Source organism: Bacillus weihaiensis (assembly GCF_001889165.1).
GTDB lineage: Bacteria > Bacillota > Bacilli > Bacillales > Bacillaceae > Metabacillus > Metabacillus weihaiensis.
This window is the reverse complement of the sequence record NZ_CP016020.1, coordinates 391,530-410,303: the sequence shown is the minus strand read 5'-3', so window position 1 is coordinate 410,303 and position 18,774 is coordinate 391,530. Positions and strand designations below refer to the sequence as shown.

The 18,774-nt window shown below is 37.1% G+C and carries 22 protein-coding genes and 2 pseudogenes; all 24 read right to left on the bottom strand.

The genetic code is table 11. The features are described 5' to 3' along the window. Positions 1-188: 188 nt before the first annotated feature. Positions 189-1,124: a ribose ABC transporter substrate-binding protein RbsB gene (rbsB, locus tag A9C19_RS01905; RefSeq protein WP_072578388.1), complete on the bottom strand. Its 936-nt coding sequence runs from the start codon at positions 1,122-1,124 to the stop codon at positions 189-191. A 30-nt stretch (positions 1,125-1,154) separates the two neighbouring features. Next, entirely contained in the window at positions 1,155-2,099 is a 945-nt protein-coding gene (locus tag A9C19_RS01900) for an ABC transporter permease (RefSeq protein ID WP_072578387.1), read from the bottom strand. Beyond that, complete coding sequence (locus A9C19_RS01895) at positions 2,096-3,592, bottom strand: sugar ABC transporter ATP-binding protein (protein ID WP_072578386.1); 1,497 nt, start codon at positions 3,590-3,592, stop codon at positions 2,096-2,098. The genes A9C19_RS01900 and A9C19_RS01895 overlap by 4 nt, the downstream gene beginning before the upstream one ends. Next, entirely contained in the window at positions 3,592-3,987 is a 396-nt protein-coding gene (gene rbsD, locus A9C19_RS01890) for a D-ribose pyranase (protein WP_072578385.1), read from the bottom strand. Before rbsD ends, A9C19_RS01895 begins: the two co-directional genes overlap by 1 nt. Further along, on the bottom strand, positions 3,987-4,892 hold the full coding sequence (gene rbsK, locus A9C19_RS01885) for a ribokinase (protein WP_072578384.1): 906 nt from the start codon (positions 4,890-4,892) through the stop codon (positions 3,987-3,989). The genes rbsD and rbsK overlap by 1 nt, the downstream gene beginning before the upstream one ends. A gap of 14 nt (positions 4,893-4,906) precedes the next feature. Then, a complete protein-coding gene (locus tag A9C19_RS01880) occupies positions 4,907-5,884 on the bottom strand; it encodes a LacI family DNA-binding transcriptional regulator (RefSeq protein ID WP_072578383.1) in 978 nt (325 codons plus the stop codon). A gap of 192 nt (positions 5,885-6,076) precedes the next feature. Continuing rightward, on the bottom strand, positions 6,077-6,637 hold the full coding sequence (gene hpf, locus A9C19_RS01875) for a ribosome hibernation-promoting factor, HPF/YfiA family (protein WP_072578382.1): 561 nt from the start codon (positions 6,635-6,637) through the stop codon (positions 6,077-6,079). Between the two features lie 230 nt (positions 6,638-6,867). After that, positions 6,868-8,088, bottom strand: a complete 1,221-nt coding sequence (locus tag A9C19_RS01870; RefSeq protein WP_072578381.1) for an ISL3 family transposase — start codon at positions 8,086-8,088, stop codon at positions 6,868-6,870. A gap of 146 nt (positions 8,089-8,234) precedes the next feature. After that, positions 8,235-8,621, bottom strand: coding sequence for a DUF8042 domain-containing protein (locus A9C19_RS01865; protein WP_072578380.1), 387 nt, complete (start codon positions 8,619-8,621; stop codon positions 8,235-8,237). A 9-nt stretch (positions 8,622-8,630) separates the two neighbouring features. After that, positions 8,631-8,984 carry a flagellar protein FliT gene (gene fliT / locus A9C19_RS01860; RefSeq protein WP_072578379.1) on the bottom strand — a complete coding sequence of 118 codons (354 nt, stop codon included), beginning with the start codon at positions 8,982-8,984 and terminating at the stop codon, positions 8,631-8,633. After that, positions 8,984-9,385 carry a flagellar export chaperone FliS gene (fliS, locus tag A9C19_RS01855; protein ID WP_072578378.1) on the bottom strand — a complete coding sequence of 134 codons (402 nt, stop codon included), beginning with the start codon at positions 9,383-9,385 and terminating at the stop codon, positions 8,984-8,986. The genes fliT and fliS overlap by 1 nt, the downstream gene beginning before the upstream one ends. Before the next feature lie 18 nt (positions 9,386-9,403). Continuing rightward, a complete protein-coding gene (locus A9C19_RS01850; RefSeq protein ID WP_072578377.1) occupies positions 9,404-10,921 on the bottom strand; it encodes a flagellar hook-associated protein 2 in 1,518 nt (505 codons plus the stop codon). Positions 10,922-10,932: 11 nt separating this feature from the next. After that, positions 10,933-11,283, bottom strand: a complete 351-nt coding sequence (gene flaG, locus A9C19_RS01845; protein ID WP_072578376.1) for a flagellar protein FlaG — start codon at positions 11,281-11,283, stop codon at positions 10,933-10,935. Between the two features lie 59 nt (positions 11,284-11,342). After that, positions 11,343-11,777 carry a hypothetical protein gene (locus tag A9C19_RS01840; protein WP_267888750.1) on the bottom strand — a complete coding sequence of 145 codons (435 nt, stop codon included), beginning with the start codon at positions 11,775-11,777 and terminating at the stop codon, positions 11,343-11,345. 308 nt (positions 11,778-12,085) lie between these two features. Further along, positions 12,086-12,274 (bottom strand): hypothetical protein, encoded by a 189-nt coding sequence (locus tag A9C19_RS01835; RefSeq protein ID WP_199445807.1) that lies wholly within the window; start codon positions 12,272-12,274, stop codon positions 12,086-12,088. Positions 12,275-12,321: 47 nt separating this feature from the next. Beyond that, positions 12,322-12,618: pseudogene (locus A9C19_RS01830) on the bottom strand (JAB domain-containing protein); the annotation flags it as partial. A gap of 119 nt (positions 12,619-12,737) precedes the next feature. Continuing rightward, on the bottom strand, positions 12,738-13,007 hold the full coding sequence (locus A9C19_RS01825) for a hypothetical protein (protein WP_072578372.1): 270 nt from the start codon (positions 13,005-13,007) through the stop codon (positions 12,738-12,740). A 74-nt stretch (positions 13,008-13,081) separates the two neighbouring features. Then, a pseudogene (locus A9C19_RS01820) lies at positions 13,082-13,195 on the bottom strand (flagellin); the annotation flags it as partial. Positions 13,196-13,540: 345 nt separating this feature from the next. Beyond that, positions 13,541-14,806: a flagellin N-terminal helical domain-containing protein gene (locus A9C19_RS22520; protein ID WP_072578371.1), complete on the bottom strand. Its 1,266-nt coding sequence runs from the start codon at positions 14,804-14,806 to the stop codon at positions 13,541-13,543. A 169-nt stretch (positions 14,807-14,975) separates the two neighbouring features. After that, on the bottom strand, positions 14,976-15,209 hold the full coding sequence (gene csrA / locus A9C19_RS01810; protein WP_072578370.1) for a carbon storage regulator CsrA: 234 nt from the start codon (positions 15,207-15,209) through the stop codon (positions 14,976-14,978). 11 nt (positions 15,210-15,220) lie between these two features. Next, the gene (fliW, locus tag A9C19_RS01805) at positions 15,221-15,658 is read right to left on the bottom strand and encodes a flagellar assembly protein FliW (protein WP_072578369.1); all 438 of its coding nucleotides are present in this window, start codon (positions 15,656-15,658) and stop codon (positions 15,221-15,223) included. After that, positions 15,659-16,231 (bottom strand): DUF6470 family protein, encoded by a 573-nt coding sequence (locus A9C19_RS01800; protein WP_072578368.1) that lies wholly within the window; start codon positions 16,229-16,231, stop codon positions 15,659-15,661. A 90-nt stretch (positions 16,232-16,321) separates the two neighbouring features. Beyond that, positions 16,322-17,203 (bottom strand): flagellar hook-associated protein FlgL, encoded by an 882-nt coding sequence (flgL, locus tag A9C19_RS01795; protein WP_072578367.1) that lies wholly within the window; start codon positions 17,201-17,203, stop codon positions 16,322-16,324. Positions 17,204-17,213: 10 nt separating this feature from the next. Beyond that, positions 17,214-18,773 (bottom strand): flagellar hook-associated protein FlgK, encoded by a 1,560-nt coding sequence (gene flgK, locus A9C19_RS01790; protein ID WP_072578366.1) that lies wholly within the window; start codon positions 18,771-18,773, stop codon positions 17,214-17,216. Between the last annotated feature and the right edge of the window lies 1 nt (position 18,774).

The following is an 18,774-nucleotide window of genomic DNA, read 5'->3' as shown; positions in this document are numbered from 1 at the left end:
AGCACTATTTGGGATGGGGTACAACAGGCAAGGGATGCTTGTTAGATTTGGATCCTTATCATCTGTGGAGGTCTAACGTGTGCTTATCTTATCAAATTAGGCGAAAATAGACAGTGTTATTTTTATGTAAATCTTGAAATAGAAACAGAGAGCCTTTTTTAGCTCTCTGCACCTTCTATCGAATTCTATTATTTGATTAATTCAAGCTCAACTGGAATAAACTCTTCCACACTATCCCCATTCGCAACCTGAATCGCTGTTTCAATTCCTTTTTGTCCAATAACTGCTGGTTTTTGAGCAACAGTAGCTGCTAAACGTCCGTCTTCTACTGCTTTCACTGCATCTTCTGTCGCATCGAAGCCAACAACAATTACATCCGTTAATCCTGCTGCTTCAACCGCTTGAAGTGCACCTAATGCCATTTCATCGTTATGTGCGAAAACAGCTTGAATGTCTTTGTTCCCTTGAAGAATGTTTTCCATAACCGTCAAACCTTTTGCACGATCAAAATCAGCCGTTTGTTTTGCCGCAACTTCCATTTCCGTTACAGCATCAACTGCTTCATGGAATCCTTGACCTCGTTCACGTGCAGCAGAAGAACCTGGAATCCCTTCAATTTCAGCAACCTTCCCTTCATTTCCAAGCATTTCTAAAATAAAGTCTCCAGCCATTTTTCCTCCAGCTGCATTATCTGAAGCAATGTGTGCAACCACTTCTCCACCTTCTGCACTACGATCAAGCGTAATAACTGGAACATCTGCACTGTTTGCGGATTCAATTGCCGCTGAAACTGCAGCTGAATCTGTAGGGTTTACAAGTAAAACATCTACACCTTGTTGAATTAAATCCTCAATATCACTTACTTGTTTAGCAGAGTCGTTCTGCGCATCAACTACAACAAGCTCAATATCTTTAGCTTTTGCTTCTTCTTCAGCACCCTCTTTTAAAGTCACGAAAAACGGATTATTTAATGTTGATATAGATAGACCTACCTTAACATTATCATCTCCACTACCTTCATTAGATGATTTATCTGATGAAGCCCCTGGTGGTTCTGTTGAACATCCTACTAAAACTGCCAAGCTTAATACTAAGAAAAACATCATTTTCATTACTGATTTCATTGTTTATTCCCCCTTATTCATTAAATGAGATTAAGCTGATTTTTTTCGATCAAGCAATACCGCTAGTAAGATGACACCTCCTTTAACAACCTGTTGATAAAAGGAGCTCACATTCATAATATTAAGCCCATTGTTAAGGACACCGATTATAAGCGCACCAACTAATGTTCCAAAGATCCAACCTCGTCCTCCAGATAAGCTCGTTCCACCAAGGACAACTGCCGCAATAGCATCTAATTCGTAAGATGCTCCTGCTGTTGGCTGAGCAGAATTCAATCTTGATGATAAGATAATACCAGCTAATGCGGATAAAAGACCTGTTAAGGAATAAATCCAGATTTTCACTCGATCTGTTCTAATCCCTGATAAAATCGCTGCTTCTTCATTTCCACCAATCGCATACACACGTCTTCCAAATGTTGTTTTCTTTAAGATGAAGTAAAGAATGCCGTAAGTGATTAACATCCAAATTACTGGGACTGGAATCCACCCAACGTACCCTTTCCCCATTAGTACAAACAATTCACTACTTGATAATCCTGTAATTGGTCGACCATCGGTATATACAAGAGTTAACCCCCGGAACACTGTCATAGTTGCTAACGTTGCAATAAATGGGGCAACCTTTCCTTTTGTAATAATCAATCCGTTAATTGCTCCCATGATCGCTCCAGCTAAAAGACCAACTAGAATGGCTAAGATTGGATCCATTCCACTTGCTAATAAGCTAGCCGTCACAGCAGAGGCAAGGGCAAGTATAGAACCAACCGACAAATCAATTCCACCAGTTAAAATAACAAACGTCATACCAAAAGCGATTAGAGCGTTAATAGAAACTTGACGTAACACATTTAACATATTGTCTACTGTCATAAAGTTTGGACTAACGATAGACAAAATGACCGTAATAAGTAGTAATCCTACTAAAGGACCTAGCTTTTGAAGATTTGATGTCACCCAATTTGAGGATTTCATGAATCTTTCCCTCCTGTCGCTGCCTGCATAATTTTTTCTTGATTTGCTTCTTTAATCGGAATCATTGCAGATACTTTCCCTTCATGTATCACAAGAACTCTGTCACTCATACCTAATATTTCAGGTAATTCTGAGGAAACCATCACAATCGCTACCCCTTCTTGTGTTAATTGATTGATAAGCTGATAGATTTCCTTTTTCGCTCCAACATCAACTCCACGCGTTGGTTCATCTAAAATAAGAATTTTCGGATTCGTTCCTAGCCACTTTCCAATGACAATCTTTTGTTGATTTCCACCACTTAATGATTTGACAGAAAGCTCTCGGCTAGCTGTTTTAACGTGTAGCTTCTCTATAAGCTCATCTACAAATTCCTCTTCTTTACTAGAGGCAATTACTTGTTTACTAGAAATTCGATCCAAATTCGTTAAGGAAAAATTCTCACGTACCGATAAATCTACTACCAGTCCTTCTCCCTTTCGATCTTCTGTAACAAAGCCAATCCCCTGCTTGATTGCTTCATATGGATTTTTCATCTTTACATCGTTGCCATCAATCACTATCCTCCCACTTTGATAGGAACGATAGCCGAATATAGCTTCCATAATTTCTGTTCGACCAGCTCCCATTAACCCAGCAACACCGAGCACTTCCCCTTCTCGAACTGAAAACGATATATCCTCAAATACACCCTTACAGGTGAGCTGTTCGACCTTTAATCTCTCAGCCCCTAAAGTAGTCTGACGCGTTGGAAATCTTTCACCTAATTGGCGACCAACCATCATCTTAACAATTTCATCAAAATTCGTTTTCGGTATTTCCTTCACCCCAATAAATTCACCATCTCTTAATACGGAGATTCGGTCACACACTTGAAAAATCTCTTCCATCCTATGAGAAATATAAACAATCCCTACGCCTTGCTCTTTTAATCTCACAATCACTTTAAATAGTGCTTCAATTTCTCGATCTGTTAATGCTGCTGTTGGTTCATCCATAATTAAAACTTCTGATTTCGCAGCAACAGCCCGTGCAATTTCAATCATCTGCTGCTGACCGACAGATAGCTCTCCTGCTTCTTTATCAGGATCAATCTCAATGCCTAATTGCTGTAAATACTCCTTCGTTTTCCTTCTCATTTCTTTCTGTTTAATTATTCCAAATCGTCCAACAGTAAGCTCTTTACCTAGGAACATATTATCTGTTACCGATAGATGAGGTATGATATTCAACTCCTGATGAATAACGGAAATTCCACTTTCTTCTGCTTGCTTCGCATCTTTAAAGTGAACCTCCTCGCCCTTTAGGTAAACGCTTCCAGAATCACGTTGATAAATACCTGTTAGTATTTTCATTAATGTTGATTTACCAGCACCATTTTCTCCCATTAATGCGTGAACTTCGCCAGATCTTATTTCAAAATCAACATTTTCGAGCACGCGATTTCCAGAAAATGCTTTCGATATATTTTTCATCTCCACAATAGGCTTCATCAAAAAATCACTCCTGCATGAAGAATAATATTTGCATACGGACTTACCTCTCCTGTCCTAATGACCGCCTTCGCTTTCTTTGTTAATTCCTTCAACTCTTCATGTGATACATACTGAACCTCTATTCCTTCTAGAAGCTGTACCGTTTCTTTTTGCACAGTTTCATTCTTCAGTTGTATTTCTTTAGCCAACGTTGCTTTTTCAACGACCATGTCACTCATGACTTCGTTTATCGTCTCAAGAAAACTTGGATCTCCTTGTTTTAATGCAAGGTCAATTCTTCTTACACCTGGAGGGATAGGTAACCCACAATCGGCAATAACAATCGTATCTGTATGACCTAAATGTGTTAGCACCTCTGATATATGACTATTTAAAATCCCCTGCTTCTTCATTACTTATCACCTCTTTTATTGACAAGAAAATCCTCAACTTCCTGTCTTGTCGGCATTCCACTCTGCGCCCCTAGCTTCGTCACTGAAAGCGCACCAACAGCATTAGCAAATTCACATGCAGCCTTTACGGACAAACCGGAGCTCATGGCAACTGCTAAAGCACCATTTGCTGAATCCCCTGCACCTGTCGTATCCACCACATCTACTTTATGACTTGGCACTACATTTTCTCTTCCATCATAATAGCTAATACCACTTGCACCCTTTGTTACAATACACTTTGATTTGATCTCCTCTACCTCAACTTCCGACAGGTCTAGATCAGATAAGAGAAGACGCAATTCATGTTCATTAGGTGTGAGATAATCAACATCCTTTAGTAGAGCCTTGGGAAGCTTTTGAATCGGAGCCGGATTTAAAATAACCTTCCGATCGTGTTTTTTTGCTAGCTTTACCGCTTCCTCCACACTTTCAAGCGGAATTTCTAGCTGGAGAAGAATCATATCGCTTGTCGCAATCAAATCTTCATATTGTTGAATCACTTCGGGTGTTACTTCAAAATTAGCACCAGGCACAACAATGATCCTATTATCACCTTCACTAAGTGTAATCGATGCAATACCAGTCGAAGTATGTGTAACCGGTTCCACACTGTCTATAGAAATCCCTTCCTTAGACAAATTCTCTAACAGTTCCTGACCAAATGCATCAGATCCTACTCTACCAATCATCTTTACTTTTGCACCTAACCTAGCAGCTGCGACAGCTTGATTCGCACCCTTTCCACCAGGTACGGAGAAAAACGATTCTCCCATAACGGTTTCACCTTGTTTAGGCGAAACCGATGTTTTCGTAACGAGATCCATATTTATACTACCAATGACTGTTATCTTTACTTCCTTCATCTTCTTCACCTCTATCACTTCGTTGACTGACCTTTATATAAGGAAACCTCTAATTCATGATGGAAAGTGGATCTCACATTCCCCTCTATTACATCTAACAGCAATTTGGCTGCATTATAGCCAATTTCATATATTGGTTGTTCAATTGTTGTTAATTCAGGATTTGTGTATTTTGATAAGCTAATTCCATCAAAACCAATTACCGAAAGCTCCTCTGGTATCTTCTTCCCTAGCTTAATCGCTGCCTTAATGACACTTAACCCCATAAAATCATTCCCTGCAAAAATCCCATCAACATCTGGGTACGATGTTAATAATTCCTCCGTTACACGCATCGTTGTTTCTGCATCAAAGCGACCATTTACAACTAGACCTTTATGGAACCATGACTCATCCTTAACTACTGTTAAGTAGCCTTGATAACGTTCTTCAGAGTTGTGAATATACTCAGGGCCCCGAATATGAGCAATCCTCTTACATCCTGTATTTTTTAAATACTGAACGGCTTTTCTCGCTCCTTCAATATTATTTACAGAAACATATGGGATATTTTGATTAATATAGCGATCTACTGCCACAATAGGTATTCCATTTTTTTCAAGATATGTGGGTGATTTTGTACTTGTCGCAATAATGACTCCATCCACATACTTTTGCTTCATCATCTCAAAATACTTCTGTTCTTTTTCTTCTTGATCATCTGAATTACAAAGAATTAATGTATAATCCTCGCTACTAAGTACATCCTCAATAGCTCTAGCCACTTCCGGAAAGAAAGGATTCGTTATATTCGGTACTATTAATGCAACCGTCTTTGATTGCTTTTTAAATAAGCTTCTAGCCACTGCATTAGGAACATAATTTAATTTTTCTATTGCTTGAAGCACTTTTTTACGTGTTTCTTCATTTACATATCCATTATTATTTAAAACCCTTGAAACAGTTGCAACCGAAACTTCTGCCTCTTGAGCTACTTGTTTAATTGTTGTCATGTTTTACACCTCAATACAGTATGCAACTGAATCTGTTGTTTTATGTGTAACCGGTTACAGTCTAATGAAATAAAAAAAGGTGTTTCTTATGTAACCCGTTACATGTATTGTAATCGCTTTCTTAATTTTCGTCAATACTTATTTATGAGAAATTTGAAAAGAGCTTAGGATTCCCCTAAGCTCTTTCTTATCTTATACCTGAGGCTCAATTAAGCCATATTTTCCATCTTTACGTTTATACACGACATTTGTCCGATTTGTTTTTGAATCCGTGTAAACGAAGAAGTTATGTCCTAACATGTCCATTTGAAGAATTGCTTCTTCACTATCCATTGGCTTAAGATTGAAACGCTTTGTACGTACAACCTCTTCATCCTCATCTTCTAAGTCAGGAACAGCTACTTCCTCGGACTGGAAGTTGCTGAACATAAACTTCGGAGCACCACCTTGCTCACGTAGTTTACGATTCACTTTTGTTTTATGCTTACGAATTTGTCGTTCTAATTTATTTACAACAAGATCAATGGCTGCGTACATGTCCTTGTTATGTTCCTCAGCACGTAACACAAGATCTGTCATTGGGATCGTTACTTCAATTTTAGACTCTTGATCATTATAATATTTCAAATTAATATTTACATTCGCGTCAACTGACTCTTCGAAGTATCTTTCAAGCTTACCAATTTTCTTTTCTGCATATTCTCTTAATGCTGGAGTTATTTCAATGTTTTCCCCTCGGACGTTATATCTCATGTATGAACTCCTCCTTTATGATAAAGCTATGTAGTACTACTTCTATATTTCCCTGCTTGTCTCCTGCTTAAACGGAAAAATAATTTTAAATAATTCGTGAATTTTGATGTAATTTAGGGAAATTCGTGAAGTGTGGGTGAAGGTATGTAAAGAGTATATGTGGAGGATGGGGAGATTAGAAAAAAACGGTTCAACGTCAAATGTTGGGGTGAAGTGATTATTGCTTCACCCTACCCAACGTGAACAGCCACCTTTTTATACTTATGTGTTAATAATATTTTGGCTCTAAAACGACTAAAGCTTCTAAAACCAAAGGCATTTCGTTTCATAACTTTGGTTAAGTTGTTTATTCCTTCTAAAAATCCATTTGAATAGTTATAAGCAAAACTATTTAAGATTTCTACCTGCCAATTTTGGAGGGTTCGTATTGCTTTTTTGAACTCTGGAATATGAGATTCTTCCACCTCTTGATAAAATCCAAGTAATAATTCTTTAGTCTGGAGGATTGACTCTAAACCATTTTCTTTTGCCTTTCTGAACCACTTAGAAAACATTTCTTTCAGTTCATAAGCTCGTTTTAGTTCATCAGAAAACCCTACATATCGCTTTAAATACCATCGGTCTTCTTCGGTTAGTTTCTCTGAGTTTTTGTAGAATACATAGCGCATTTTCTTACACTTTTTACGGTCGTAATCATGCCAATTTGTTTGTAATCTTCTTCTCACACGATCTAGCGCCCAATAAATATATCGTACAAAGTGGAATCGATCCGCAACGATCACTGGTTTTCCTAGTGCTTCCTGGACAGCTGCTTTAAAGGATGGGCTCATATCCATCACAACAAACTCTACTTTTGAGCCGTATTGATGTAAGTATTGCTTGATTGTCTTTTTATATCGATTTGGCAATATATCAATAGGTTCTCTCGTTTCAGCATCAGCAATAATCAGCTGATATTTTCCTTCTTTCGTATCCCCTTTATATTCATCTATAGCGATCGCCCTTGGAAGCTCTTTAGGATCTTCTTGAATAGTATTTTGGGACAGATCATCAAATCGACGTACAACGGTAGAAGGGGATGTACCATAAATCTCAGCTGTTTCTTTAAAGGTTTTTCCTTTAACACTACGAATCTTAATGGCTTGATTCAACTCTACCGATAAGCGTTGATAATAGTCAACAAAGGGATTCTGTTCAGGAAATCTTTTCCCACAAACGCAAGAATAACGACGCTTTCTATAAAAAACAACGGTGTGTCTCTCAAACAATTTTAAGTGTTTTATCTTTTGAATTCGATAATCATGAATTTTAGAAGTTATACTCCCACATTCAGGACATGAGTGTTCTAAGACTGGCATTTCTACATGAATACAAAAATGCCCTTCAAAAATTTCGGTATTCTTTACTATCACTTCTTCAAATCCAGGTAAATTTATGTTAGAATTCTTCATGCACGTATCTCCACTCTTTACTTGTTTCTAGTCAACTCAAGTATAAAAGAATTGGATGATTTCGTGCTTTTTTTATGCACTCAAATTGTGTAAAAACCCCAACATTTATTATAGAACCAAAAAAACTCGCCTGGTTAGACGAGTTTTTATTGAATAATATATGGTTTCAGTTCATGTTGAACAAGTTCTTTCCAAGCGATGAAGCATGGGGCTAGCGAGTGTTTGATAAGCTCTTGATTATTTTGAAAAGAAGTAAAAATGGATAAATCTGCATCTACTGTCATGATCACTTGGTCAAATTTTCTCAGCTTCTCAATAAGAACTTCTTCCTCTTTTAACACTGTCTCAAATACCTTGTTTGAGGAGTCAACATGATAAAACGCTGAGAGGATATCTTTTAAAATAGTTTCAGCCTCTGTTACCTGAAAAGAATCGAAACTAGACACAATATACTCAAAGCCTTCTTCAATTGTATTCAATAGATTGTAATAAAAATGAATCATTTCATATTGCTCATTTGATAAAGAGACCATGTACCTCACCTATTTTCGTTTATCGTAAAACATGCCATCAGACGTTGAGACATGCTGATAAGGATTAGTGTATTGTTGGTTCGAGGATTTTGATTTTTTAAGCTGAACCATATCCTGTTGAATTTGCTGCTTGAGAACAACAAACTTCTTCTCAATCGTTTCATTCCATGCCACAACTTGATTAAAAAGCTTCTTCTCATCTGCAGAAAAAGGAGCTTTCACCTGCAAAATATGTTGCTCCCTTTCATCAAGCAGCTCCGTAATTTTATTAATATGGTCTTCTCTTTGATCTTTATCGACAGGCTTTGTGAGTAAGTGAAACAGCTGCTCTGTAATTGAGTAAACCTGTTGTATGGCAGTCACTACGCCTGTCCACCTTGTCGATGCTGCTGCTGACGATTTAATTGAATGACCTGTTTCCACGTATCACGAAATTCAACAACTAAGCCTTCTACTTCTTCTAAAATGGCTCTATCATTTTGAATATTTGCTTCTGTTAAACGGTGGTTGATATATTCGTACATGACCATGAGATTATTAGAGATTTCTTGATCTGTATTTAATGTCACCATGAGCTCCGTCACAATCTTTTGTGCTTTTTGGATGTTGATATTTTTCTCTTCGTAATGATTATTTTCAATCGCAACACTTGCTTGTTTTATAAACTTTAAGCAACCATTATAAAGCATAAGAGTAAGCTCACCTGGTGTTGCTGTAGTGACTGAATTTTGCTGATAGGCTGCGTATGGGTTGTTGATTGCCATTAAATTACACTCCTTTTATTACGATGAGAATTGCTGCATCAAATAAGACATTTGGTTATTTGAATTCTGTATTGCTTTTTCCATTGCGGTGAATTGTCTCCAATAGCGATCTTCAATCTGAGTTAAGCGGTCATTAAATCGATCGATTTGATCGTCGATTTGATTTAGGTTTCTTCCTAAAGTAAACTGGTTATTTACTTTCAAGGCATTACCCGCTCTTTCTTCGATATTGCTAATTGTACTTTTTATTGTTGATCGCAATCTTTTTGCAATTCCTGTTGTTTCTTCAGAGGTTCCATTTGCATTAAATAATTGATAGATAGCTTCTGGATTTTCTTGAATCTTTTCTCGCAATTTATCTTCATCAATGGTTAATTTTCCTTTATCCAAATAATTAGACGTTGTCGTGATCCCTAAATCAGCTATTTGTTTAAAACCTTCAATAGCAGAAGAATTCGTTACAGGAATATAAAAATTCATACGCATGCTATTTAATCCGCTAGAAAGAATGGAATCATTCTTTAGCAAACCACTTTTAGCTTTTTCTTCCCAAAGTTCAATTGTTTTATCTTCCATTTCTTCTTTTTCTTCATCTGTTAAAGGTTGGTAGTCACGATATCGTGTTTCAGATATTTTGCTATTTACTTTTTCAATTACTTCATTATATTTAGTAACAAACTTAACAATCGAATCTAAAATATTATCCACATCTGTAGAAGATGATACTGATACAGGGCTAGTTGTAACAGCTTTAGCTGTATATTGGATTCCATTAATCGTAAAAGTATTTGAGCTTTTTTGCATTTCATACCCATTTACTTTTACAGTTGCGTCAATTCCCTCTTGATCAGTTTTTAACGCTTTCCCATTAAAGGTGAAGCCAAGGTTACTCATAAATGTTTGCGTTGTAGCTTCAGAAGTATCATCTCGGTCATCTAAGGAAATCTCTGCTCCAGTACCTGTTTTGTTGTTCGTAAAAACAATCGTCTCCTGATAATCACCATCTGCATCTTTAATTTTTTCCTTCATCGCTGTGACACCTATGCCAGAGGAGTTAATTTTGCTTACAACCTGATCCAATGTATCTGTTGCTGTTAGTTTTACAGATGTAAATCGATATTCTGTAGCTCCTGGATCTTTTACTTTAAATTTTAATTCAATGTTCTGTGGTATATAACCACTAATATCCCCAGAGGTTTTCCAAGTTGATGAACTTGCTAAGTTTAAAACATCAATTTTTGCTGAGATGTTTGTTTGTGCATTAATTGCTTTAGCTGTAACTTTAGAATCGTCAGAACTTGTTACTGTCTTTTTCATAAAAGTCGCTTGTTTACCAATACTATCTTGATTAATAAAGAGCATATCATCAAGTTCTTTTAATGCCGTATTCATTGCTCGATAATCGTCACGTTGCCATTCTAACGTTTGTTTTTTCTGTGTAAGTTTATCTAGAGGAATACGTTCTGCCTTCATTAAGTCACTAACTAACGTATCAATATCCATACCACTTGCTAAGCCGCCAATTCGCATTGCCATGTTATCACCGCCTATATCTTTTTATCCACAATAAGTCCAATGAATTCTGTCATTGCTGCATATACATCGAGAACTTTTTTGGATGGAATTTCTCGAACAACTTCATTCGTTTGATTATCAACAACTGTGACATAATATTCGTTTAGTTCCTCATGTAGCTTAAATTGTAGATGTGTACTTGAGGATTCTAAAAAGTCATTAATGCTTTTAATTACTTTTTCAAGCTGATCTTTATTCGGATTTTCGTCCGATCCTTTTTTTATATCTTCTATTCCATACGTTGATAGAGGTTCTTTTGAACCTATTCTGATAGTTTCTACATTCTGAAGTGCAGGCTGTGAAGAAATGTTTTCAACACTCATTTAGAACACTCCTATGATTTATTAGTCTATTACTTTTATCGGCTTCATATTGAAATTGTTTAACAAATGAGAAGAAATTTTACTCTTAGGGGGATTTCTATCAGTTCACTGACCCTTACTCCCCCAAAGAGCAACAAATAGACAATCAGCTTGTTACGAGTACTAACCTTGCTTCTATTTTCAACATAGAAAAGCAATTGTTCCACCTGTTCATCCGAAAGAGCATCCACGTTGTCCTCACTCCCAGCTGCGATTTTGATTCTATCTCGCTTCAACTGAATGAATGATTCACTTAGAAATCCTTTGGTTCTTAGAAAATCGTTGTAAACTTTTAAGCTATTAATCTTTTTGTTAATGGTAAAAACGGCATAGTCCTCCTTCATCAAATGTTCCTTGTACCTAACAAATGAGAAGCGGGATAGGACTGGAACATCATTCAACTTCTCATTCAAATATGATTGGAACCCTTTAACGTCGTTCACATAGGACTCGATTGTTTTGGCTGCTTACCCCTCTGTAAAGAGCCATTGACTAAATTCACCAATATCCAAGAAGGATTCACCTCCAAAAATGAGAAAAGGCTATTGATGTATGCCATTCATACACCAATAGCCTTTTATGTTTTCTTTGTTTCCATTTTCCAATTCCTTTCTATCCGCTCACGACAGTTATATAATAATGTCGGCAGTTTTTTCATATGGAAGTCATTCCAATTCTTTGCCCTTCATCGTTTCTGCAAAAAATGATTTAATTCCTTTTAGTTCTGTCGTTAGATTGCAGTAAGAAATGTCGTGAATTTCGCTTAGTCAACATAAATCTCGTAGGCAATTTGCTCCCCATTTTTTATCCACACCTCGTACACCTTCCTTCTCGTTTCCTCTTCCAGTAAATAACCAGCAATCCATTCATATCCTTTATCATCTACATAAGATATTGCTTCAATAAGTAATGGGTTTGGTAGCTTTTCAAAGTGTTCGGCTGGGATAAGCAAATCATCTATTTCTTCATGATAGAAATCATGGGCTTCATAGCCTATATATGACCAACAAGAATTGATGCAGCATTACTCAAAATGGCAGGCTTGAAGCACTCCCTTGGATGTACTATGCTTGCGTTTAGGCTTCCAATGTGACAGATGTTAATGGCTGTTGGCTGGTTTTTTGTATCCAAACAAACAACAACAAAGTATTCCCTATCCACGTCCCCTAAGAACTGCTTCAACAATTGATAAACATCTTCCGGGCTTCGTACACTTCGATTTTTGTAAAGGATGCTTGATTCCTTCATCAGCTTTAGGCTAACAATGTTCACACGTTTTGCAGATTGATTTGTCATGATTACGATTCCTCCTCCAAAATAGAAAAAAGACTTCCCTCCGAAGAGAGAAGCCCCATTTGATGAACATCATGGACATGTATGTTCAATATTATGATATATGCTTGATTTTACTGTTATTACAAGTACTCTCTAAAATCTTGTTCTGCAAAGTTTTTTATGTCTTCAATACTTAATACTCTTCTTTTTTCACCGTTACAGTTACTAGAAAAATGAACGTATTCCTCCGTAATATTAATCTTATTTAATAACCTTTCAACAACTTTAATAGTGTCTTCAAGACTATCTTTTGACTCAAAATGGGATGCACTAATTAAGTTCCCATTGAAAGGATACACTTCTAATTGATATCCCTTATCTTCGTAACTAATTTTCACTTCCAATTCCAATCAAATTCCCTCCAATGTGAAAATGATAAAAGAGACCCTAGTAAAAACTAGAGTCCCTTTCAAATAATCTAAAATTAACGAAGAAGTTGGAGAACTCCTTGTGGTTGTTGGTTAGCTTGAGCAAGCATTGCTTGAGCAGCTTGGCTAAGAATAGAATTCTTAGTTTGGTTCATCATTTCTTTCGCCATCGTGCGAACATTTATTTTCATAAATGACTAGACTATATCTTCACCCTCTAGCATTCTAGTAGGGGTCGGGCACTTCGGATTCACAATGCTGATGTACATTGTTTCACCTACGGATTTCATCACCATAGCTTTCACCTTAGATGGTCTATCCTAGTCGTTGAACCTTCTCCACTCTTTCGAGACAGGAGCTTGGCTGCTGATTGCCCAATCTTTTCTTTTTTCAAACCAATCACGCATGTCGTTTCCAACTACGTTGTGGTAAGAAAAGCTCTAAGGGGTTTCCAGCAATTCACCCGATTATGATCTCTAGCCGTTACCAGCTAGGACGACTGTGCTTTTCACTGCTTATGCAGCTAAAGCATAATCTACGTCACGAACACGTGATTCTGCAGCTGTTAGGTTTTCAGAAGATGTACCTAAGTTGTTAATTGTGTGTTCTAAACGGTTTTGGTATGCACCAAGTTTTGAACGTTCTTCTGATACAGTTTTTATAGCATTGTCAATAGTAGAAATTGCATCTTTAGCATTATCGTATGAAGAAACATCAATATTATCCACACCTAAATTTTGTGCTCTCATATCTCTAACTGCAACTAGCATATTTTGGTCTTCATTTGCACCAATTTGCAACTGAACTGCTTCACCACTTACTCCTAATGCAGTAGCATCAGTAGCATCAGTTAAAGTTTTATCAACCGTTAATTGGAATGCCCCAACATTAACAGTACCATCAGTTGTTGTCAAAGTTTTAGCTGTAGCTTGGTTAGTCGTAGTATTAGTTACCGTATAGTCAGCCTTAATACCAATATCAAATTTCATAGTACCGTTTCCAGTAATTTTACCAGCACCAATTCCTAATGTTGTTGTGCCACTTGCGTCTAAACTAACAGCACTTGATACATCTACATCATCTTGTGTATCAATAACAGTACCATCTTCACTCATAAAAGTTAATTTTTTACCACTATTACTACCATCTTCAACTTTAACTGAATATGATTGATTTACATCGAAACCAGTATCATTAATAGTAATATCTGCACTTGTAACCCCAGTTCCATTAGCCGCTAAATTTGCAGCAGTAGTACTCTTATTTGCTACTTGAAGTGAGTAGGTTCCTGTTTCTGTGCTAGTTACTACTTCGGCTTTTAGTACTTTGGTATTTGTATTATTTAAAGTTACACTTTGAGATTGAGAGCCATCTAATAAATTTTTATTGTTAAACTGTGTTGTATTACCAATACGGTCAATCTCATTTGTTAATTGGTCAATTTCCTTTTGAATTGCTCCACGGTCAGTATCGGTGTTTGTATCATTAGAAGCTTGAACAGATAATTCACGCATACGTTGAAGAATATCGTGAGTTTCATTTAATGCACCTTCGGCAGTTTGAATCAAGCTTATACCATCTTGAGCATTACGAGATGCTTGGTCTAAACCACGAATTTGTCCACGCATTTTTTCAGAGATTGCTAGACCTGCAGCATCATCTCCTGCACGGTTAATACGAAGACCTGAAGATAATTTCTCCATAGATTTAGATTGTGCAGTTGAAGCACTATTCAACTGACGATAAGTGTTTAAAGCTGCGATATTATGATTAATTCTCATTTTAATGTTTCCTCCCTGAATGTATGTTGATTCACGTCCCTGTGAATCTTCTAATTTAAGGTGTCACTTGTGTCGGCCGCCACTTGTTCAACCTCTTACTATATATATCGACAGGCTTTAAGATAGTTTTATAGTTTTTGTAGAAAAAAGAAAAAAACCTCAAGTTTTTTTACTTAAGGTTTTTCGATGTGTTCTTTAAGATGTCGATGATATTGGGGAGGATAGAAGCTGCTTCATTGTTGGACTCTTGAATAGACATATAAACCTCTTTTCGGTGAACCTCAATATCTTGTGGAGCCTTAATTCCAAGCTTAATTTGATCCCCCTTCACCGATAGCACTGTAATTTCAATATTTTCGCCAATTTGAATCGATTCGTTTAATTTTCTTGTTAGAACAAGCATACTTCCACCTCCTATTTCTCTATTTTTTCAGGAAACAGTTTTTCCCTCGTTTGATACATCGTATGATTTAAGATAACTTGTTTTCCGACATTGTTTCGAATGTTAAAAATAACGGGCGCTTGTAGATTTGCTGTTGATTCTACAAATGGATCCTTTACTGTTAAAATAGTCCAAACAGCGACATCCTTTTCTTCCTTTATCTCTAATAGCTCTTTATCTACTGCTGAAAGCTCAAACTCATAGCTATGGAAGAATTGAAATGGATTGACTAATATAAATCCTAAATCTTTCGTTACAATCGACTGTAAAATCATAAATGGAGATTCACTATCTAATGGAAGAAGGACAAATTTCTTTTCTTCTATAAAACCTGGAAGCCCATTCTGAAAGTGCATAATGGATGTTTCTTCTAACGTAATCTCTCCATGATATTTTGTTTCAATTTTCATCTATTCTATTCCCTTCTTTCCTTCTACAAAGTCAATTTGCAAGTCATTGTAGCGCTCCAATTCTACCTCAACTGTACCTGGTGTAAAGTCAATAATCGGTTTATTAATGTCAACTTCAATCTTTGGCTTATTCTCTTGCACCTCAATATTCACCTTCGCAGGCTCATATTGAATTTTCACGCTTCCTGTGGAAGGAATAAATCGAATATTAATGGGCTGTGGTGGCTTCCCACTTCTACTTCGAGAGATTTCTGAAATCGGATTCCCTCCATTTTCAATTCTTTTTAATTGTTCCCCCTCTTGAACTCTTCTAGATATTCCTTCTAGAATATCCTGCTTCCCTTTTTCTACTGCTTCCTGTATGCGTCTTGATACATGCTTTAAATCCATATCTGCCCATGCTTCTGTTTGATCAATTGTTAAGCGGGAAGGGGTTGTCTCAATATGTAACGTTGCTTTCGGCTGCTCAATAGATAACTCTGCCTTTGGTTGCTGGATTGATTGCTCTGCCTTATTAGTATGAATACTAATTTGCGCAGATATACTTTGCATTCGTATTTGCGGGACATTCATTTCTTCTCACTCCCTATAAAATCTATATAAAAAGTTCTATTAAAAAGGTCTGACTCATCAAGTATGCGTCAGACCTATATCTTTATTAGTTTATCTTAGAAAATCAATGAGAGTTGGTTGAATAACCTTCGATCCAACCGCTAAAGAAGCTCTATGAATACTTTCTTGAATCGTAAGATCTGTAATGACTCTTTCTAAGTCAGCATCCTCATTTTCAGAAAGAATTCGGTTCGCAATAATTTCTTGATCTTGAATACGGGCATCTATCATTTCTAAGCGGTTGTATCTTGCGCCAATTTCAGAGCGTTCTGCGGACATCACATCAAAATGACCATCAAGCTTACTTAGAAGCTCATCACCATTTGTCATATTCCCTGAGTTTAGGGAATCCTCAATCGATTGTAATGTATTAAAAAATTCTTGTCCAAAAACATTGGTAGGATTTATATTAACCTTTAATTGAACCCCTTTTGATACCTCTACATTGAATGCTTCTGTATTCATCGCAACCGAAATTGTTCCATCACCATTTATCGTCACAGGTTTACTATCTGTTTTTGTCCCATTAAAGATATATCTTCCGGCCACCTGAGTATTAGCAACACCTGCTAAATCCTCTTTCAATTGACCAATCTCAACGGCAATCGCCTTTAAATCCTCGGTACTATTCGAACCATTATTTCCTTGTACCAAAAGCTCACGAATTCTTTGAGTCACCTGCGTCGCATGCTCAATCCCCTGCTCCGAGCTTTCCATCCACTGATACCCTTCATTTAAGTTACGCTTATATTGTTCAACTTCAGTTAAATTCGTACGATAGAACATTCCTTTAATCGCAACAACTGGGTCATCAGAAGGTCGATTGATTTTTTTGCCTGTTGCTAGTTGGTCTTGGTATTTGCCCATATTGGAGTAGCTTTTACTTAAGTTTTTTAGTGAATTAGCTGCTAGCATACTTTGCGTTACGCGCATGTTTTCTTACCTACCTTCCTGATATCCCCATGCCGTTGATGATACGATCAAGGATCTCGTCCTGCATCGTGATCATTCGAGCTGATGCGTTGTAGGCATGCTGGAATTGAATCATATTTGTCATTTCTTCGTCTAGGGAAACAGCACTGACTGATTGCCTGCGAGTATCGACTGAATCTCTTAGTGTTTGGCTATTGGTTGTTAAGCGCTCCGCTTCCTGAGTGTCAACGGCCATTCCACCGATAATACCTTCATAGTAGTTTTGGATTGTTGTTGTTTCGCCACCGATTAGGAAGGTTCCATTTTTCACTTCTGATAATCGAATTGCATTAGAGCTATCTCCGATTGCAACGGTTCCGTCTGCACCAGGCATTGCAGCAGCAATATGATCAGTTGACGATCTAATTGCATCGGATACTTGGATAAGCGATGAAGCTCCTTTTGCATCTGTTAATGATGACCCACCAAATGAAAAGAAGTCCTCAGGTGTTTTCGTTCCTGAATTATAATCCTCAACACTCCAGCCCTCTTGATGAATGGTATTAAATTGCTTCGCAAACTCAAACGCCATTGTATCAAGCTTTGCAAGCATTTCAGGATATAAGCCCTGCTCAATCTGAGTTCCAGCATTATCATACGTATAGCCGAATGAATCAATTAAACTACTAATCTTCCCAGTATTGTTAAAATTCATAATCTCAATTGATGCTGCACCAAGTGAGACATTTTCAACTAAGCCATTCGTCGCGTTATAACCTACTTTGAATTCATTAACTGATTTTGTTTGTCCATCTACAAGTGTTCCTAGTACATTTCCAGAGTCATCGACTAACTGGATAGTTGATAAGCCTTCTGCCACCGCTAGTGGATTTCCTCCAGAAGAGGTATTTGACACTTTGATGTTTGCTAAAGAAGAAAGCTGATCGATTAATCGGTCACGTTCATCATATAAATCGTTTGGTAAGTAGCCATGAGGCTCTACCTGAGAGATTTGTTTATTAATATTATTGATTTGGTTTGCTAGTGAATTAATTTCTTTCACAGATACATTTAATTCATTCTTCAGGTCACCTTGAATAGATGTAAGAGAAGTAGATAGGTAGTTAAAGGTTTCTGCTAACGCAATTCCTCGTTCACGAACAACAGAACGAGCTCCTGCGTTTGTTGGGTTGATTGCCAGATCCTGTAATGACTGCCAAAAACGATCGATTGTCACGGAAAGTCCCGTGTCAGAAGGCTCGTTCATGATTTCTTCCATCTTTTCAAGAGCATTTGCACGATTCTCCCAATAGCCTACTTTATTATTTTCATTTCGATATTGAACATCTAGGAAGCTCTCTCTCACTCGTTCAACCGTTCCAGCCTCTACTCCAGTACCTAATTGACCAGGAATAACGGGGCTATTTTTTGAAACAGGTGGATAGGCTTCTGTTTGAACAAAGTTAACACGCTGACGTGTGTATCCTGGTGTATTCGCGTTTGCTATATTATGGGCTGTTGTTGATAGCGCGCTTTGTTGCGTGAACATTCCGCGCTTCGCTATTTCTAAACCAAAAAACGTTGATGTCATA

Coding starts and splice junctions, on each gene's coding strand:
- fliS (WP_072578378.1), bottom strand. CDS start 9,385: ATGGCAATCAACAACCCATACGCAGCCTATCAGCAAAATTCAGTCACT.
- A9C19_RS01800 (WP_072578368.1), bottom strand. CDS start 16,231: ATGAATGTCCCGCAAATACGAATGCAAAGTATATCTGCGCAAATTAGT.
- rbsB (WP_072578388.1), bottom strand. CDS start 1,124: ATGAAATCAGTAATGAAAATGATGTTTTTCTTAGTATTAAGCTTGGCA.
- fliW (WP_072578369.1), bottom strand. CDS start 15,658: ATGAAAATTGAAACAAAATATCATGGAGAGATTACGTTAGAAGAAACA.
- csrA (WP_072578370.1), bottom strand. CDS start 15,209: ATGCTTGTTCTAACAAGAAAATTAAACGAATCGATTCAAATTGGCGAA.
- hpf (WP_072578382.1), bottom strand. CDS start 6,637: ATGAGATATAACGTCCGAGGGGAAAACATTGAAATAACTCCAGCATTA.
- A9C19_RS01850 (WP_072578377.1), bottom strand. CDS start 10,921: ATGGCAATGCGAATTGGCGGCTTAGCAAGTGGTATGGATATTGATACG.
- A9C19_RS01895 (WP_072578386.1), bottom strand. CDS start 3,592: ATGAAGCCTATTGTGGAGATGAAAAATATATCGAAAGCATTTTCTGGA.
- rbsK (WP_072578384.1), bottom strand. CDS start 4,892: ATGAAGGAAGTAAAGATAACAGTCATTGGTAGTATAAATATGGATCTC.
- A9C19_RS01870 (WP_072578381.1), bottom strand. CDS start 8,088: ATGAAGAATTCTAACATAAATTTACCTGGATTTGAAGAAGTGATAGTA.
- A9C19_RS01865 (WP_072578380.1), bottom strand. CDS start 8,621: ATGGTCTCTTTATCAAATGAGCAATATGAAATGATTCATTTTTATTAC.
- A9C19_RS01900 (WP_072578387.1), bottom strand. CDS start 2,099: ATGAAATCCTCAAATTGGGTGACATCAAATCTTCAAAAGCTAGGTCCT.
- flgL (WP_072578367.1), bottom strand. CDS start 17,203: ATGCGCGTAACGCAAAGTATGCTAGCAGCTAATTCACTAAAAAACTTA.
- A9C19_RS01880 (WP_072578383.1), bottom strand. CDS start 5,884: ATGACAACAATTAAACAAGTAGCTCAAGAGGCAGAAGTTTCGGTTGCA.
- flaG (WP_072578376.1), bottom strand. CDS start 11,283: ATGAGTGTTGAAAACATTTCTTCACAGCCTGCACTTCAGAATGTAGAA.
- flgK (WP_072578366.1), bottom strand. CDS start 18,773: ATGACATCAACGTTTTTTGGTTTAGAAATAGCGAAGCGCGGAATGTTC.
- A9C19_RS22520 (WP_072578371.1), bottom strand. CDS start 14,806: ATGAGAATTAATCATAATATCGCAGCTTTAAACACTTATCGTCAGTTG.
- rbsD (WP_072578385.1), bottom strand. CDS start 3,987: ATGAAGAAGCAGGGGATTTTAAATAGTCATATATCAGAGGTGCTAACA.